Source organism: Aeromonas sp. 602200 (genome assembly GCF_049173895.1).
Taxonomy (GTDB): Bacteria; Pseudomonadota; Gammaproteobacteria; order Enterobacterales; family Aeromonadaceae; genus Aeromonas; species Aeromonas veronii_A.
On the sequence record NZ_JAAKSL010000011.1, the window covers coordinates 56879 to 73088 of the forward strand.

Below are 16210 nucleotides of genomic sequence, written 5' to 3' on the forward strand. Positions count from 1 at the left end.
AACATGTTTGAATTTATGGATAGCCACACTGACGAAGCCGTCATTAAAGTGATCGGTGTAGGTGGCGGCGGCGGTAACGCTGTCGAGCACATGGTTCGTCAAAATATTGAGGGTGTTGAGTTCATTACCGTCAACACCGATGCCCAGGCACTGCGTAACTCCAGCGCCAACACTACCCTGCAGATCGGCGGTGGCATCACCAAGGGTCTGGGTGCCGGCGCCAATCCGGAAGTGGGTCGTGATGCGGCCATGGAAGATCGCGAAGCACTGCGTGAGCTGCTGACCGGTTCCGACATGGTGTTCATCGCCGCCGGTATGGGTGGTGGTACCGGTACCGGTGCTGCGCCGATCGTGGCCGAAGTGGCCCGCGAGATGGGCATCCTGACCGTTGCTGTGGTGACCAAGCCGTTCTCCTTTGAAGGGAAGAAGCGGATGGGCTTCGCTGCGCACGGTATCGAAGAGCTCTCCAAAAATGTTGACTCCCTGATCACCATCCCCAACGACAAGTTGCTGAAGGTGCTGGGTCGCGGTATCTCCCTGCTGGACGCCTTCAAGGCTGCCAACGATGTACTGCTTGGTGCGGTACAGGGCATTGCCGAGCTGATCACCCGTCCGGGCTTGATTAACGTCGACTTCGCGGACGTGCGTACCGTAATGCGCGAAATGGGTACCGCCATGATGGGTACCGGTTCCGCCTCCGGTGATGACCGTGCCGAAGAAGCGGCCGAGAAAGCCATCTCCAGCCCGCTGCTGGAAGACGTGGATCTGGCCGGTGCCCGTGGCATCCTGGTCAACATCACCGCCGGTATGGACATGACCATCGAAGAGTTCGAAACCGTGGGTAACGCGGTCAAGGCCTTCGCTTCCGAGAACGCCACTGTAGTTGTGGGTACCGTAATCGATCCGGAAATGCACGACGAGCTGCGTGTGACCGTGGTTGCTACCGGTATCGGTGCCGAGCGCAAGCCGGACATCACTCTGGTTAAGAGCAGCCAGGTGCAAGAGCGTCCGGTGCGTCAGCCGCTGGTTAGCGACATGATGCAAGGCCGCGTGATGGACGAAGCCCCGGCCAAGGTGGTCAACGCCGAACCGCAAGCTCGTCGTGAACCGGATTACCTGGATATTCCGGCGTTCCTGCGCAAGCAGGCAGACTAAGTCTCTTATGAGGCGTGTTTGTCTGTTGCTTAAGGAATGTGCTAAGATGGCCTGCCAACGACCATCTGGTCCGGATTTTAAGCTGTTTAGGGTACACCCATGATTAGACAAAGAACCTTGAAAACGAGTGTACAGGCGACTGGTGTCGGCCTGCATTCGGGCCGGAAAGTCACCATGACGTTCCGTCCGGCGCCTGTGAACACAGGAATCGTTTACTTGCGTACCGACCTGAATCCTGTGGTGGAGCTGCCAGCCAATGCCGATCAGGTGCGCGATACCGTGCTCTGTACCGCTCTGGTCAACGAAGCCGGTGTCCGTGTCTCTACCATTGAGCACCTCTCCGCCGCGCTGGCCGGGATGGGGATCGACAACCTCTATGTCGAGGTTGACGCGCCCGAGATCCCGGTGATGGACGGCAGTGCGCATCCCTTTATCTACCTGCTGCAGGAAGTCGGGGTCCGTGAGCAGAATGCTGCCAAGCAGTTTGTGCGGATCAAGAAGAGCATCCGGGTTGAAGACGGCGACAAGTGGGCGGAATTCCACCCTTATCGCAACGGCTTCAAGATGGATCTCGAGATCGATTTCCAGCATCCGGTCTTTGAAGGGCGCAATCAGCGTTGCGTACTGGACTTCTCCGGTGCCTCCTTCGTGAAAGAGATCAGCCGTGCCCGTACCTTTGGGTTCATGCGCGATATCGAGTACCTGCGTTCCCAGAACCTGGCGCTGGGCGGAAGCCTGGAAAACGCCGTGGTACTGGACGATTATCGAGTGCTGAACGAAGACGGTTTGCGTTATGAGGACGAGTTCGTCAAGCACAAGATGCTGGACGCGATCGGTGACCTCTATATGTGTAACCGCAGCATCATCGGTGAGTTCCGTGCCTACAAGACCGGACATGCCCTGAACAACAAGCTGCTGCGTGCCTTGCTGGCCGAGCAGGAGGCTTGGGAACTGGTGACCTTCGAGGGTGAGGGCGACAAAGCGCCTATCGCTTACTACGATAACGGTCTGGTTCTGGCCTGATAGCTGTGCAACGGAACGTCGGTCCTCTCTCCGCACCGACGTTCCGTCATTTGTTTACTCCATCCTTTAATACCGATTATCTCCCGGTTTTATTTCCCGTGCAGGCTCCTGGCCGCACCTGACCGAGCAGACTGATTTCTATGAGCATTACCCTGATCCTCCACGGCAAGCAGCGACGCAAGTTGCACCTGCCCAAACAACGTCTGGCATGGGTCGGCGGTATTGTTTTCTCCCTGTTGGCCCTTGGTGGTGGCTGGCTCTGGCAGAGTTGGCACCAGAAAATGGAGGCGCTGGAAGTAGCGCTGGCCATGGCCGAACAGCGCTCTGCCGAGCAGAGCGGTGATGAAGCGCGCGAACAGCTGGCCATGTTGGCTGCTCAGGTGGGCACCATGCAGGGGCAGCTGGGTCGTATCAATGCCCTTGGCGAGCGACTGACCGAACAGGCCGACCTCGATCCCGACGAGTTCAATTTCAAAGAGCTGCCCCCCATGGGCGGTCCCTCTTACGATGAAGATCTGGAAGTGAGCCTCAACGAGCTGCAGGCTTCGATGAAACACCTCAGCCAGCAGCTCAGCAGCCGCGAAGAGCAGCTGTCGGTACTTGAATCTTTCATCATGAATCACCATATCACCGATGCCGGTTTTATTTCCGGCACGCCAGTCAAACAAGAGCGAGTTTGGGTCTCATCCGGCTTTGGCGGACGGGTCGATCCGTTCAATGGGCGTGCCAAGATGCATAAAGGGGTCGATTTCCGTGGCAAACCCGGAACCCCGATTCTGGCCACCGGGCCCGGCATTGTCAGCTGGGCCGGCCGTCATCCGGAATTTGGCAATATGGTGGAGATTAATCACGGCAATGGTCTGGTCACCCGCTATGCCCACAACTCCAGGTTGCTGGTCGAGGTGGGCACCCTGGTTGATCAGGGGCAGAAAATTGCCTTGATGGGGCGCACCGGTCGCGCGACCGGGGTCCATTTGCATTACGAAGTGTTGAAAGATGGTCGTCAGGTCAACCCCGCACGCTTTCTCAGTGCCAGCCGGGGTTAGGTTTTTTTCTTCAGGTTCCAGTGACGGAACGCTTTATATAACCAGAAATAGTTGGTACCCATGATTAGCACACTGCTTACCAAGATTATCGGCAGCCGGAACGACAGAACGCTCAAGGCTTTGCGCAAAATTGTAAAACAGATCAATGCCATGGAGCCGCAGTTCGAGGCTCTCTCCGATGCCGAGTTGCAGGCCAAAACGGCTGAATATCGTCAGCGTATCGAGCAGGGTGAGACTCTGGAGCAGTTGCTGCCGGAAGCGTTCGCGACCGTGCGTGAAGCCTCCAAGCGGGTGTTTGGCATGCGTCACTTCGATGTGCAGCTGATCGGCGGCATGGTGCTGAACTCCAACCGCATCGCGGAAATGAAAACCGGTGAAGGTAAGACCCTGACCGCAACCCTGCCAGCTTACCTGAATGCCCTGAGCGGTCGTGGCGTCCACGTGGTGACGGTAAACGACTACCTGGCCAAACGTGATGCGGAGGCGAACCGCCCGCTGTTCGCCTTCCTCGGCATGACCGTTGCGTGCAATGTGCCCGGCATGGATGCGTCCCAGAAGCGTGACGCCTACGCCGCCGACATCACCTACGGTACCAATAACGAATTCGGTTTCGACTACCTGCGCGACAACATGGCGTTCTCGCCGGAGCAACGGGTACAGCGTCCGCTCAACTACGCGCTGGTGGATGAGGTTGACTCGGTGCTTATCGATGAAGCTCGTACCCCGCTGATTATCTCAGGCCCGGCCGAAGACAGCTCCGAGCTCTATATTCGTGTCAACAAGCTGATCCCCTTGCTGGTCAAGCAGGACAAGGAAGATACCGAAGAGTACACCGGTGACGGTCACTACACGGTAGACGAGAAGAACCGTCAGGCGCTGCTGACCGAAAACGGCCAGATCTTCGTGGAAGAGCTGCTCAAGAAAGAGGGGCTGCTGGATGAGAACGATTCCCTGTTCTCCGCCTCCAACATCAGTCTGTTGCACCACGTGAACGCCGGTCTGCGTGCTCATACCCTGTTCGAGCGCAACGTGGACTACATCGTCCAGAAAGACGAGATCGTCATCGTCGATGAGCACACCGGTCGTACCATGCCGGGTCGTCGCTGGTCTGATGGTCTGCATCAGGCCGTTGAAGCGAAGGAAGGGGTGAAGATCCAGAACGAGAACCAGACGCTGGCATCCATCACCTTCCAGAATTACTTCCGTCTCTACAACAAGCTGGCGGGAATGACAGGTACTGCAGATACCGAAGCCTTTGAATTCCAGCAGATTTATGGCCTGGATACCGTGGTTATCCCGACCAACAAGCCGATGGTGCGCAAGGACATGGGCGATCTGGTCTACCTGACCGCCAATGAGAAGTATGCTGCCATCGTCAAGGATATTCGCGAGTGTGTGGAGCGCGGCCAGCCGGTGCTGGTGGGTACCGTCTCCATCGAAAACTCAGAGCTGCTCTCCGGCATCCTGACCAAGGAGAAGATCCCGCATCAGGTGCTGAACGCCAAGTTCCACGCCATGGAAGCGGAGATCGTTGCCCAGGCTGGCCAGACTGGCGCGGTCACCATCGCCACCAACATGGCGGGTCGTGGTACCGACATAGTGCTCGGGGGCAACTGGCAGGCGGAGATCGCCAAGCTGGAGAATCCGACCGAGGCACAGATTGCCGAGCTGAAAGCGGCATGGCAGGTGCGTCACGATGCGGTGCTGGCTGCCGGCGGTCTGCATATCATCGGTACCGAGCGTCACGAATCCCGTCGTATCGACAACCAGCTGCGCGGCCGTTCCGGTCGTCAGGGTGACCCGGGCTCCTCCCGCTTCTACCTCTCCATGGAAGATACCCTGATGCGGATCTTCGCCTCCGATCGCGTCACCGGCATGATGAAGAAGCTGGGCATGGAAGAGGGCGAAGCCATCGAACACCCCTGGGTCACCAAGGCGATCGAAAATGCCCAGCGCAAGGTGGAAGGTCGCAACTTCGACATCCGCAAGAGCTTGCTGGAGTTTGACGACGTGGCCAACGACCAGCGCAAGGTAGTGTACGAGCAGCGTAACGAGTTGCTGGATACCAACGATATCTCCGAGACCATCCACGTTATCCGTGATGATGTCTACGGCAGCGTGATTGACGAGTACATCCCGCCCCAGTCTCTGGAAGAGATGTGGGATGTGCCGGGTCTGGAAGCGCGCCTGAAGGCAGACTTCGCGCTGGATCTGCCGCTGCAGCAGTGGCTGGCGGAAGATGACAAGCTGTATGAAGAGAAGCTGCGCGAGCGCATTCTGGACGAAGCCACCAAGCTCTATGCCCACAAGGAGGAGCTGGTTGGCAAAGAGGTGCTACGCAACTTCGAGAAGGCAGTGATGCTGCAAACTCTGGATGGTCTGTGGAAAGAGCATCTGGCGGCCATGGATCACCTGCGTCAGGGCATCCATCTGCGCGGCTACGCCCAGAAGAACCCCAAGCAGGAGTACAAGCGCGAATCCTTCGATCTGTTCACCCAGATGCTGGAAACCCTCAAGCGCGACGTGGTCAGCATCCTGAGCCGTGTTCAGGTGCAGGAGCGCGATGTGGAAGCGATGGAAGAGCAGCAGCGCCAGCAGGCGGAAGCCGCTCCCCGTACCTACACCCATGCCGCGGCTGAGAGCCAGCTGGCCGATGAACAGGCCGCAGGTGAAGAGGGCCACACCACCTTCGTGCGCGATGAGCAGAAGGTTGGTCGCAACGATCCCTGCCCGTGCGGTTCAGGCAAGAAATACAAGCATTGCCACGGTCAGTTGACCTGATCGATGCAGTGCTATGACAAGGCGGGCCCGGTGCCCGCCTTGTTTTTGTCAGAGGGTGGCGACGTCACTGTGGTGGCGCCATCTGACCAAGGGTTATCGGATATCAGGCATCATCGGCCGTTCATCCAGCCGGAGGTTGGGCACATTGAACGGCCTGGTCAGCCATAGCGTACAAAGGTAACAAGATGGAACAGAAAAAGCGGATCTGGGTAGCGGTTGGCGTCATCGAGAATGAACAGGGCGATATCTTTATCGCCAGACGCTCCTCCGATCGCCATCAGGGGGATCGCTGGGAGTTTCCAGGTGGCAAGGTCGAGTCGGGCGAGGATCTTCTCACCGCACTGGATCGGGAGCTGTGGGAAGAGATCGGCATCCGGGTGCAGGATTGTGCCCCTTTCATGGAGCTGCAGCACGACTACCCCGAGAAGCAGGTGTTGCTGGATATCTGGAAGGTGACCCGTTTCAGCGGCGAGCCGTTCGGCAAAGAGGGGCAGGAGTGTCTATGGGTGCCGGTGTCCGAGCTGCACAACTACCACTTTCCCGATGCCAACGGTCCGATTGTCGCGCGGCTTCAAGGCCTGCTGGCTTGAACCGGTTGCAACAACAAGCATCAAAAAAGGGCCCATCGGCCCTTTTTTATTTTATAGCGGAGAGTGACCAGGGGCTTATAGCCACTGATCGCCCTCTTCCGGCTCCGGCAGCAGATCCGGGTTGATCTCCCCGGGGATCCGCTTCTCTTCATCGGCCCACTCGCCGAGATCGATCAGCTGGCAGCGTTTGCTGCAGAAAGGTCGGAACGGACTCTGCGGGCCCCACTCCACTTCGCTCTGGCAGGTCGGACACTTTACCTTGGTGACCATAAGAACTCCTTAGCAGCAGGCGAGCTGGAATGGCACATCGCCAATCTGCTGCTCGCCCGTAGGCAGGAAGCGCAGGGCAAAACGATTCTTGTGGCCGCTCAGGGTCGGGTAGCAGAACAGATTGCCCGGCAGCTTGATGCGGATCAGCTCGGCGCTTTCGGCGGTGTCCTGGAAGAAGCCGTTGGTCGCCACCTGCTCGCTGAAGCTGCCCGATTCACGCCACAGACGCAGCAACAGGGTGATGGCGTTCATCAGCAGGGTGATGTCGCTAAGCCAGCCCTGCATCTGCTGGTGACGGGTGATGGCCGGGGTTCCGAGCCAGTGGTGCAGCTGGGGCACGTCGAAGGCACACAGGCCACCCGGGATGGAGAAGCGCTGGCGAATGGAACCGAGCAGACGATCCTCTTTCAGGCGGGCTCCCGGGCGTGGCGAGTTGAGCAGGTTGCGGGAGAGCTGGCTGCTCTCTTGCTGCATCTGTTTGATCTGCTCCAGATCGACGTCGGGCAGGCTGGCCCAGTGGCTCAGACGTTGGCCGAGACGCTCCAGATCCTTGATAAGGTCAGCGCGCAAGTCACCACGCTCCAGCAGCTCCTGCAGATCGAACAGCCCTTTGAAGAAGGCGATATGGGCCCAGGATTGCTCGCTCTCCAGATTGTCGCGAATTTGGGAAAACAGGGACTCCAGACGCAGGTAGGTCCGGCTTTTTTCATTGAGGGGAAAATCGTAAATCATGCCTAATCCTGGCCAGCCATAAACCGGCCTAGTGTACTCACTGTTGACGGGGTTGTTGAGAGGCAAATGCCAGATATGTCTCGTGCAGTGCCAAAATCCGCGTTTTTATCGCCATTTCGCTGCCATTGGCGTTCTCGATGACATCATCCGCCGCAGCTAGCCGTTCTGTCCGGCTGGCCTGTGCTGCGATGATGGCTCTGGCCTGCTTGGTGCTGACGCCATCACGATGGCAGGTGCGCTCAATCTGGGTCGCTTCGTCCACATCGATCACCAGCACCCGGTCGGCGAGGCCGGTGAGTTTGTTCTCCACCAGCAGCGGCACCACCAGCAGGCAGTAAGGAGAACTGGCTGCGGCACACTGGCGCAGCATTTCACTGCGAATCAGCGGATGGAGCAGTGCATTGAGCCACTCCTTGGCCTGCGGGTCGCTGAAGACCCGCTCGCGCAGGGTGCGACGGTCGAGTTGACCGCTCGGCTCAATCACATCCGGGCCAAAATGGTCGGCGATGGTGGCAAGGGCCGGGGTGCCCGGCTCTACGACCTCGCGGGCGATCACATCGGCATCCACCACCTCGATACCCAGTTCGGCAAACTGATTGGCGATGGTGGTCTTGCCACTGCCGATACCACCGGTAATAGCAACTACATACATGGGGGGCCTCTTGCTCAAAGCAGGTTAGAGAGATACCAGTTGGTGATGGTATCGCCCCACAGCAGGGCAATCCAGCCCGCGATGGCGAGGTAGGGGCCGAAGGGGATGGGCTTACCCTGATGGTGTTTGTGCAAGGCGATCAGGCTGATGCCGATCACGGCGCCGACCAGGGATGAGAGCAGCAATATGATCGGCAGCGCCTGCCAGCCGAGCCAGGCACCCAGCGCCGCCAGCAGCTTGAAGTCGCCATAGCCCATCCCCTCCTTGCCGGTGAGCAGCTTGAAGGCCCAGTAGAGGCTCCAGAGCACCAGATAGCCGACCATGGCGCCAATCACGGCATCCGCCAGCGGTACAAAGCCACCTGCCAGATTGAACAGCAGACCACCCCACAGCAGGGGCAGGGTGAGCTGATCTGGCAGCAACATCTTGTCGAGATCGATAAAGGTGAGGGCGACCAGCACCCAGGTCAGCAGCAGGGCGGCCAGTGTGCCCCAGCCCGGCGTTATGACCATGGCAACGGCCACCGAGAGCAGGGCTGTTATCAGCTCTACCAGCGGATAGCGGGCCGAGATGGGCGCCTGACAGTCGCGGCAACGCCCCTTGAGCCAGAGCCAGCTCAGCAGCGGAATGTTCTCGATGGCGGTAATGGGGTGACCACAGTGAGGGCATGCGGAGCGCGGTACCATCAGGTTGTAGCGCTCTGGTGCGATGGCCTCTTCGTCGGGGGAGAAGTAGCTGCGATACTCGGCCTGCCACTCTCGCTCCAGCATGATGGGCAGGCGGTGGATCACTACGTTGAGGAAACTGCCGATCATCAGGGAAAAGATAAAAACCAGCGAAAAAAAGAGCCATGGCAAGCCGTGAGCCAGCTCGAGAAGAAGTGTCATAACCAACCGTCAGTTATTGAATGAGTGAAGGGCATGGCTTTGGCTCCATGCCCTGATGAATCAACCCACCACGTCGCCAAGTTTGAAAATGGGCAGGTACATGGCGATAACCATGCCGCCGACCAGCACCCCGAGCACCACCATGATGAGGGGTTCCAGCAGGCTGGTAAGGCCATCGACCAGGTCGTCCACCTCTTGCTCGAAGATGGTGGCAACCTTGGAGAGCATATCATCGATAGCGCCGGACTCCTCGCCGATCATCACCATCTGGATCACCATGTCTGGGAAGAGATCGACGGTGCGCATTGCCACGTTGATCTGCATACCGGCCACCACCTCGTTGCGAATGGCCATAACGGCGGTGCGATAGACATAGTTGCCGGAGGCTCCGGCCGCCGAGATGAGAGCATCCACCAGCGGGATACCGGCCGAGAAAGTGGTTGAGAGTGTGCGGGCAAAGCGGGCCATGGCCGCCTTGTGCAGGATCATACCGACCACCGGGATGGTGAGCACAAACTTGTCGGTATTGTCCCTTACCTTCTGGGAGGCGCGCCAGGCGCGCACATAGAGGAAGATGGCGAGCGCAGCCCCGCCAAAGAAGACATACCACCAGTTCTGCATAAAGCGTGAGATGCCGATGACAAACTGGGTGAACACCGGCAGCTCGGCGCCAAAGCTCTTGAAGATATCCTCGAACTGGGGGATGACGAATAGCAGCAGGATGGAAGTCACCACTATGGCCACCAGAATAACCATGGTGGGATAGAACATGGCCTTCTTGATCTTCGACTTGAGCGCTTCCGACTTTTCCCGATAGGTGGCGATACGGTCGTAGATGGTCTCCAGCGCACCGGATTGCTCCCCCGCCTCAACCAGATCGCAGTAGAGATCGTCAAAATGGCGAGGGTGGCGGCGCAACGCCTCTGACATGGGGGTTCCGGTCTCAACATCGGAGGCGATCTCACCCATCAGCTCGCGCATGGCGGCTTTCTCGTGGCTGCGGGCGATGATCTGCAGGCTTTGCACCAGCGGTACGCCAGCGGAGAGCATGGTGGTGATCTGGCGGGAGATAATCGCGATATCCATCGGCTTGATCTTGGCGCCGCCCTTGGAGAAGAGCCCCTGGGATTTTTTGGCCACCTTGGTGACGTTTACCCCCTGCTTGCGCAGCTCCGCCTTGACGGTATTGATGCTGTCAGCCTGCAGCTCGCCGGAGACCTTCTGCCCCTTGCGATTGACCCCGTGCCAGCGGAAGGCGAAGACTTTTTTCGGGGTGTTTTTCTTTTTCGTTAGGGTTGCCATCTTTGCATCCTGCAATTGGGCGGATGGTCAGGGAGCCCCTGAACCATCTGACCTGATAAATATCCTCAAACGGCTTGGCACCATCTGGTCGCTTGCTGGTAGATCATCTTGCTCGCATCTTGGCGAGGTTTAATTGGTGGTGACCCGGTTGACCTCGGCCAGGCTGGTAACACCAAGCCGTGCCTTCTCCAGTCCCGAGGTGCGCAGGGTGCGCATGCCCTCTTTCTGGGCAATCGCCGCAATTTGCAGGGAGTTGGCCCCCTGCATGATCAATTTTGCGATATTTTCCGACATTAGCATGATTTCGTAGATGCCGACTCGCCCCTTGTAGCCACCGGAACACTCCTTGCAACCAACCGGTTTGAACAGTCGCAAGCCGGCTGCCAGCTGCTGTGGGGTAAAACCCAGCTCCAGCAGCTCAGCTTCCGGCACTACCTCCGGCGCCTTGCAGTGGTCGCACAGCTTGCGGGCCAGCCGCTGGGCCATGATCAGGGTGACCGAAGAGGCGATATTGAAGGCGGGCACCCCCATATTCATCATCCGGGTCAGGGTTTCGGCGGCCGAGTTGGTATGCAGGGTCGAGAGCACCAGGTGGCCGGTTTGTGCCGCCTTGATGGCGATCTCGGCGGTTTCGAGATCCCGTATTTCCCCCACCATCACCACATCCGGATCTTGCCGCAAGAAGGAGCGCAGAGCGCTGGCAAAGGTGAGCCCCGCCTTGGGGTTGACCTGCACCTGGTTGACGCCCGGCAGGTTGATCTCCACCGGATCTTCAGCGGTAGAGATATTCACCTCGGTGGTGTTGAGAATATTGAGGCCGGTATAGAGCGAGACCGTCTTGCCCGAGCCGGTGGGGCCGGTGACCAGTATCATCCCCTGCGGTTTCGAGAGGGCTCGCAGGTACTGTGCCTTCTGGCGGTCGTCGAAGCCAAGCTGCTCGATATTGAGGCGGGCCGCCGAGGAGTCGAGCAGACGGATAACGATCTTCTCCCCCCACATGGTGGGCAGGGTGTTGACCCGCATATCCATCGACTTGTTGCGCGACAGCTTCAATTTGATGCGGCCATCCTGCGGCAGCCGCCGCTCGGCGATATCGAGCCGCGCCATCACCTTGAGGCGGGCAGAGAAGCGGTTGGCCAGATTGACCGGCGGGGTTGCGATTTCGTGCAAAATGCCATCGATGCGAAAGCGCACTCGATATTTGAACTCATAGGGCTCGAAGTGCAGGTCGGAGGCACCGCGCTTGATGGCATCCATCAGGATCTTGTTGATGTACTTGACGATGGGGGCGTCGTCATCGGCGGTATTGACGCTCTCGTCCAGCCGGCTGTTCTCGTCGGAGACTTCGAGATCGGAAATCTCGGCCTCATCGATCTCCTCCATGCCGAGGGCATCGTTTTCGCTCTCCAGCAGCTTGCCGATGGCGGCGGTGAGCTTGTTCTCCTCCACCAGCAGCGCCTCGGTATGGAGTCCGAAGCTGAAGCCGAAGTCCTCCAGGGCCGAGACATTGGTCGGATCCGACATGGCGATATAGAGAGTGTGGCCTTGGGTATAGATGGGCAGCACATGGTGTTTCTCAATCAGCTTCTGATTGAGGTACTTCTGCGGGATCTCGGCCAAATCGAAGGCGGCAAGATCCAGCAGAGGTACCCCATACTCCAGCTCGCAAAAATCGGCGAGCGCCTTGCTGTCGAGGATGTCGTTTTCTATCAGAAAGGTCACAAAGGGTTTGCGCTGGGCCTTGGCCTGGCTCAGATAGCGCTGGGAATCCTCTTCACTTATCAATGAAGAGGCGGCCAGGCTTAACGCCAGGCCGCTATTAGGGCTAGAGGTCATGCTAAATGCTTACCTCCTGTACCCACTTATATTGAGATTCACGTAGGCCATTAGTTACAAATACCATCAGCTTGGCATGTTCCACCGGTTACCCAGGTAATTTTGCCAGATGCTTCGACAGTTGGTGTGATTGTATATGTGTATCCAGCATTGTCTGCGTCAACAAGGCCGCTAGCTACAGTTGCTGTGGCAGTAACAACAGCAGTATCAGCAGCTATTGCGATTGACTCGAGATTGCCTTCTGCTGCTGCAGGAACTGCCGGTATACCATTAGTACCTGCAGTATCACAATCAGTGAGCGCCCTGCCTCCTTGAACGCACATTTCAACTGCTGATTTAAATGGCCCTGTAGCAGAGACAACTTCGGTAAACTTGGCCTTTTTGGTGTAGGTCTGATACGCCGGCAGCGCGACGGCGGCCAGAATGGCCACGATCGCGACCACGATCATCAGTTCAATAAGGGTAAAGCCTGATTGTTTCTTCATTTTGCTGTTCATGGAAAATATCCTTTTATCCTTGGTTCCTGGGAAGTGCCGGTGGAAAATCATCTGCACGTCAGTATCTTATCCGAGCTGTCAGGGGTGGCAACAGAGATTGTCCATTTTGTTAATTACACTTCTTTCATTTAGCAAAAACTTGATGCGTGTCATAAAAGAAGTGGCTTCCTATGACTCTTTCTGTGGCCGGATTAGGGTCCGTCTGTACACTCCTTTGCCGAGGGATCCTGCATAAAGAAAAGGCGCCTCTGGCGCCTTTTGCAAGTTGTTTGTCCGGTTATATCGAGTGTTTGCTCAAGCCTGTGGGGGGCGTCTCACGGTTGAATAAAGCGCATGGAGAGATCGAGCGCCCGTACATGCTTGGTGAGCGCCCCGACCGAGATAAAATCGACGCCGGTGGCGGCAAACTCTGCCAGGGTGTCCAGCGTCACATTGCCGGAGACCTCCAGCTTGGCGCGGCCCTGATTGATGGCGACCGCTTCCCGCATCATGGTCACGTCGAAGTTGTCCAGCATCACGATATCGGCCTTTGCCGCCAGCGCTTGTTCGAGTTCTGCCAGTGATTCCACTTCCACCTCCACCGGTTTACCCGGATTGAGATGACGAGCCTCATTAATCGCCTCGGCAATGCCGCCGCAGGCGAGGATATGGTTCTCCTTGATGAGGTAAGCGTCGTAGAGGCCGATGCGGTGATTCTTGCCGCCGCCACAGGTGACTGCGTACTTCTGGGCGGTGCGCAGCCCAGGGATGGTTTTGCGGGTGTCGAGCAGGCGGCAGTCAGTGCCCTCCAGCTCTGCCACATAGCGCGCGGTGAGGGTGGCGACACCGGAGAGGGTCTGGACAAAGTTCAGCGCATTGCGCTCGCCGGTCAACAGCAGACGGGCAGGGCCATGGAGGCGGAACAGCTCCTGATTGGGGGAGAGCACTTCCCCATCCTGCACCTTCCACTCCACCTTCACGTCGCCGCCGAGTTGTACGAACACTTCATCCACCCAGGGCTGGCCGCAGAATACTCCTGCTTCACGGGTGATGACCCGGGCGCTGGCCATCCGGTCGGCCGGGATCAGCTGGGCGGTGATATCGGCGCTGGCGTCCGGTTGGTCCAGCGTGGTGAGGGCATCGCCCAGATCTTCGAGTAGTGCGGCGCGCACGGCGCGGCTGACATCCTGTTGAAACATGCCTTATTCCTGCAAGGGTCTGAGCAGCAGTTGCCGCTCCTTTTGAACCAGCTCCAGCCGACCGAGGGCGTTCATGCCAACCAGCACTTCGTCACCGTCTGCCGCCGGATTGATAAAGATGGCCAGATCGTACAAGGTCAATGGCCCCATCGCCAGCGTTTCGATGGTGCCGTTGCCGACCCGGATCTGCCCCGCGGCGGTATTGACCTGGCTGCTGCCATGAGCGGTCAGGCCGAGCCGCTCGGCAACCTGCTGCGGGATGGTGATACGGGTGGCGCCGGTATCGAGCAGCAGTTGCACCGGCTGGCCGTTGATGGCACCCTCCAGACGATAGTGGCCGCTCTGGTCGGCCCGCAGCAACAGCTCGCCGCTGGCGGTGACGCTGGGTTGGTTGCGGGAGTGAAAATAGAGGGTCAGCAGACCCATCAAAGAGAGCCAGGCCAGTAACCACATCCAGCGTGCCGTGTGCTGCATACCCCATCCATATCGAGCGGAAGATGACCCAGCCTAACATACCATTTCCCTTGGATTCAGTGAGTTGGTGCCGGATTGCCTATCAGGTATCTTCGTTTTCTCGCCATTTATCAGCCAACTCGAGTAGCCGATGACTCAACTCGCTTCGCAACCTTGTTTCTCTATCGATGCCGCTGGCTGGTGCCAGCAGGCGCGCCGGGTGCCTTCTCCCCATCACAACGAACGGGCCGCGCCGGATGATATCTCCCTGCTGGTGGTGCATGGCATCAGCCTGCCGCCGGGGGAGTTTGGCGGTCCCTTTATCGACGATCTCTTTATGGGGCGACTCGACCCGGAGGCTCACCCCTATTTTGCCGGTATCCATCAGCTGAGGGTCTCGGCCCACTGCCTGATCCGCCGTGATGGCGAGCTGGTGCAGTATGTGCCATTCGGCGCGCGCGCCTGGCACGCTGGTGTCTCGAGCTGGCAGGGGAGGGAGGCATGCAATGACTTCTCCATCGGCATCGAGCTGGAAGGGACTGACGAAATCCCCTACACCGAGGCTCAATACCGGGCATTGGCAGGGCTCACTCGAGCCATCTCGGAGCGCTATCCGGCCATCACCCACGAAAAAATTGTCGGCCATTGCGATATCGCGCCAGGGCGCAAGACGGATCCCGGAGCCAGTTTCCAGTGGGATTACTACCGTCAGTTACTAAACAGCTAAAGTAAATATTCAAATTTAGTTTGGATTTTAAAATCAATGGCTTGCCTATCTGGCAGGCCATTTTTGTCTCTGGTTGCGCAAATGTTATTTGTGAGCGCGGTCAAGAATATTGGTCAGACCATTTTCTATGAGCTAAATCATGTTTCCCCTGCTTTACCTCTTAAGTGGTGGGGCCAATTCTTGACTCAGATCATCTTTTGAGTGGACTTTTCAAAAGGCCTCTGCTAATTTTCGCCCCATCCATAAAATTGGTAATACCAATTTAACAAAGTAGCCTCATGCCCTATCGCAAGATTACGCAACCCAAGTTGGCCGATTCCATTGTCGCCGAGCTGGAACAGATGATTCTGGAAGGCAGCCTGCAGCCGGGACAGAAATTGCCTCCCGAGCGGGAACTCGCCATCCAGTTTCAGGTATCGCGCCCCTCCCTGCGCGAAGCCATCCAGCGACTGGAAGCGCGCGGATTGCTTTATCGCCGTCAGGGCGGCGGCACTTATGTGCAGAATGCCCTGAGCAAGGGGATCGCCGATCCTCTGTTCGAACTGCTCAGTACCCACCCGGAAGCCCAGTATGATCTGCTGGAGTTTCGCCACGCGCTGGAAGGCATCTGTGCCTACTACGCGGCCTTGCGGGGAACCGGGTCTGATTTCGAGCGCATTCGTCAGGTGCAAACCACCATCGAAGAGGCGGGCCTGCTGGGCTCGCTGGTGGCCGAGTCGGCAGCCGTCACCCAGTTCTATCTGGCGGTGGCCGAGGCGTCCCACAACGTGGTGCTGCTGCACCTGCTGCGGGCCATGAGCCCGATGCTCGAACAGAACATTCTGCAGAATAACGAGATTTTGAATCGCCGCCCGGGAGTGGTAGCCAAGATACGTCGCCATCGCGCGAATCTGATCGAGGCTATTCTTTCGGGGGCTCCGGAGCGGGCCAGAACAGCTTGTCATGAGCATCTGGCCTTTATCGAGGACACCTTGTTGGATATGCAGAGGGAAGACAGCCGGATCCAGCGATCCATGCGTCGGATCCGTCAGCAGGAAAACTAATCCCACAAGGCTCTATTGTCGAATGCTTGCGCCCTTCG

Annotated in this window: 16 protein-coding genes; 7 read left to right on the top strand and 9 right to left on the bottom strand. The window is 58.1% G+C overall.

What is annotated here, in order from left to right; translation table 11 throughout:
• The first annotated feature begins 3 nt into the window (after positions 1 to 3).
• The 5 genes from ftsZ (at position 4) to mutT (ending at position 6595) form a co-directional block, all read left to right on the top strand.
• On the top strand, positions 4 to 1155 hold the full coding sequence (gene ftsZ, locus G5221_RS13890; RefSeq protein WP_005336147.1) for a cell division protein FtsZ: 1152 nt from the start codon (positions 4 to 6) through the stop codon (positions 1153 to 1155).
• Between the two features lie 99 nt (positions 1156 to 1254).
• Positions 1255 to 2178: a UDP-3-O-acyl-N-acetylglucosamine deacetylase gene (lpxC, locus tag G5221_RS13895; RefSeq protein WP_026456701.1), complete on the top strand. Its 924-nt coding sequence runs from the start codon at positions 1255 to 1257 to the stop codon at positions 2176 to 2178.
• A 140-nt stretch (positions 2179 to 2318) separates the two neighbouring features.
• Positions 2319 to 3224 (top strand): peptidoglycan DD-metalloendopeptidase family protein, encoded by a 906-nt coding sequence (locus G5221_RS13900; RefSeq protein WP_257124209.1) that lies wholly within the window; start codon positions 2319 to 2321, stop codon positions 3222 to 3224.
• 60 nt (positions 3225 to 3284) lie between these two features.
• The gene (gene secA, locus G5221_RS13905; protein ID WP_421263423.1) at positions 3285 to 6005 is read left to right on the top strand and encodes a preprotein translocase subunit SecA; all 2721 of its coding nucleotides are present in this window, start codon (positions 3285 to 3287) and stop codon (positions 6003 to 6005) included.
• A 185-nt stretch (positions 6006 to 6190) separates the two neighbouring features.
• On the top strand, positions 6191 to 6595 hold the full coding sequence (gene mutT / locus G5221_RS13910) for an 8-oxo-dGTP diphosphatase MutT (protein WP_257124211.1): 405 nt from the start codon (positions 6191 to 6193) through the stop codon (positions 6593 to 6595).
• 75 nt (positions 6596 to 6670) lie between these two features.
• Here mutT and yacG read toward each other — a convergent pair whose 3' ends face one another.
• The 9 genes from yacG to G5221_RS13955 form a co-directional block, all read right to left on the bottom strand.
• Positions 6671 to 6865, bottom strand: coding sequence for a DNA gyrase inhibitor YacG (yacG, locus tag G5221_RS13915; RefSeq protein ID WP_005336142.1), 195 nt, complete (start codon positions 6863 to 6865; stop codon positions 6671 to 6673).
• Positions 6866 to 6874: 9 nt separating this feature from the next.
• Entirely contained in the window at positions 6875 to 7597 is a 723-nt protein-coding gene (gene zapD / locus G5221_RS13920) for a cell division protein ZapD (protein ID WP_216952203.1), read from the bottom strand.
• Between the two features lie 37 nt (positions 7598 to 7634).
• Complete coding sequence (gene coaE / locus G5221_RS13925) at positions 7635 to 8249, bottom strand: dephospho-CoA kinase (protein ID WP_421263424.1); 615 nt, start codon at positions 8247 to 8249, stop codon at positions 7635 to 7637.
• A gap of 14 nt (positions 8250 to 8263) precedes the next feature.
• Positions 8264 to 9136: a prepilin peptidase gene (locus G5221_RS13930; RefSeq protein WP_421263425.1), complete on the bottom strand. Its 873-nt coding sequence runs from the start codon at positions 9134 to 9136 to the stop codon at positions 8264 to 8266.
• Positions 9137 to 9196: 60 nt separating this feature from the next.
• Positions 9197 to 10438 carry a type II secretion system F family protein gene (locus G5221_RS13935; RefSeq protein WP_421263426.1) on the bottom strand — a complete coding sequence of 414 codons (1242 nt, stop codon included), beginning with the start codon at positions 10436 to 10438 and terminating at the stop codon, positions 9197 to 9199.
• A gap of 129 nt (positions 10439 to 10567) precedes the next feature.
• Positions 10568 to 12274, bottom strand: coding sequence for a PilB family type IVa pilus assembly ATPase TapB (gene tapB, locus G5221_RS13940; protein ID WP_266134898.1), 1707 nt, complete (start codon positions 12272 to 12274; stop codon positions 10568 to 10570).
• 50 nt (positions 12275 to 12324) lie between these two features.
• On the bottom strand, positions 12325 to 12771 hold the full coding sequence (tapA, locus tag G5221_RS13945) for a type IVa pilus major pilin TapA (RefSeq protein WP_421263427.1): 447 nt from the start codon (positions 12769 to 12771) through the stop codon (positions 12325 to 12327).
• A gap of 314 nt (positions 12772 to 13085) precedes the next feature.
• Entirely contained in the window at positions 13086 to 13949 is an 864-nt protein-coding gene (gene nadC, locus G5221_RS13950; RefSeq protein ID WP_421263428.1) for a carboxylating nicotinate-nucleotide diphosphorylase, read from the bottom strand.
• 3 nt (positions 13950 to 13952) lie between these two features.
• Complete coding sequence (locus G5221_RS13955) at positions 13953 to 14423, bottom strand: retropepsin-like aspartic protease family protein (RefSeq protein WP_040068932.1); 471 nt, start codon at positions 14421 to 14423, stop codon at positions 13953 to 13955.
• Positions 14424 to 14553: 130 nt separating this feature from the next.
• Between G5221_RS13955 and ampD the strand changes: the two genes are divergently transcribed.
• Positions 14554 to 15129 (top strand): 1,6-anhydro-N-acetylmuramyl-L-alanine amidase AmpD, encoded by a 576-nt coding sequence (ampD, locus tag G5221_RS13960; protein ID WP_069554218.1) that lies wholly within the window; start codon positions 14554 to 14556, stop codon positions 15127 to 15129.
• 278 nt (positions 15130 to 15407) lie between these two features.
• A complete protein-coding gene (gene pdhR, locus G5221_RS13965) occupies positions 15408 to 16172 on the top strand; it encodes a pyruvate dehydrogenase complex transcriptional repressor PdhR (protein WP_335827370.1) in 765 nt (254 codons plus the stop codon).
• Positions 16173 to 16210: the final 38 nt, after the last annotated feature.

Excerpts from the sequence above, each read along its gene's own strand:
- ftsZ (WP_005336147.1), top strand. The coding sequence starts at position 4 with ATGTTTGAATTTATGGATAGCCACACTGACGAAGCCGTCATTAAAGTG.
- lpxC (WP_026456701.1), top strand. The coding sequence starts at position 1,255 with ATGATTAGACAAAGAACCTTGAAAACGAGTGTACAGGCGACTGGTGTC.
- G5221_RS13900 (WP_257124209.1), top strand. The coding sequence starts at position 2,319 with ATGAGCATTACCCTGATCCTCCACGGCAAGCAGCGACGCAAGTTGCAC.
- secA (WP_421263423.1), top strand. The coding sequence starts at position 3,285 with ATGATTAGCACACTGCTTACCAAGATTATCGGCAGCCGGAACGACAGA.
- mutT (WP_257124211.1), top strand. The coding sequence starts at position 6,191 with ATGGAACAGAAAAAGCGGATCTGGGTAGCGGTTGGCGTCATCGAGAAT.
- yacG (WP_005336142.1), bottom strand. The coding sequence starts at position 6,865 with ATGGTCACCAAGGTAAAGTGTCCGACCTGCCAGAGCGAAGTGGAGTGG.
- zapD (WP_216952203.1), bottom strand. The coding sequence starts at position 7,597 with ATGATTTACGATTTTCCCCTCAATGAAAAAAGCCGGACCTACCTGCGT.
- coaE (WP_421263424.1), bottom strand. The coding sequence starts at position 8,249 with ATGTATGTAGTTGCTATTACCGGTGGTATCGGCAGTGGCAAGACCACC.
- G5221_RS13930 (WP_421263425.1), bottom strand. The coding sequence starts at position 9,136 with ATGACACTTCTTCTCGAGCTGGCTCACGGCTTGCCATGGCTCTTTTTT.
- G5221_RS13935 (WP_421263426.1), bottom strand. The coding sequence starts at position 10,438 with ATGGCAACCCTAACGAAAAAGAAAAACACCCCGAAAAAAGTCTTCGCC.
- tapB (WP_266134898.1), bottom strand. The coding sequence starts at position 12,274 with ATGACCTCTAGCCCTAATAGCGGCCTGGCGTTAAGCCTGGCCGCCTCT.
- tapA (WP_421263427.1), bottom strand. The coding sequence starts at position 12,771 with ATGAACAGCAAAATGAAGAAACAATCAGGCTTTACCCTTATTGAACTG.
- nadC (WP_421263428.1), bottom strand. The coding sequence starts at position 13,949 with ATGTTTCAACAGGATGTCAGCCGCGCCGTGCGCGCCGCACTACTCGAA.
- G5221_RS13955 (WP_040068932.1), bottom strand. The coding sequence starts at position 14,423 with ATGCAGCACACGGCACGCTGGATGTGGTTACTGGCCTGGCTCTCTTTG.
- ampD (WP_069554218.1), top strand. The coding sequence starts at position 14,554 with ATGACTCAACTCGCTTCGCAACCTTGTTTCTCTATCGATGCCGCTGGC.
- pdhR (WP_335827370.1), top strand. The coding sequence starts at position 15,408 with ATGCCCTATCGCAAGATTACGCAACCCAAGTTGGCCGATTCCATTGTC.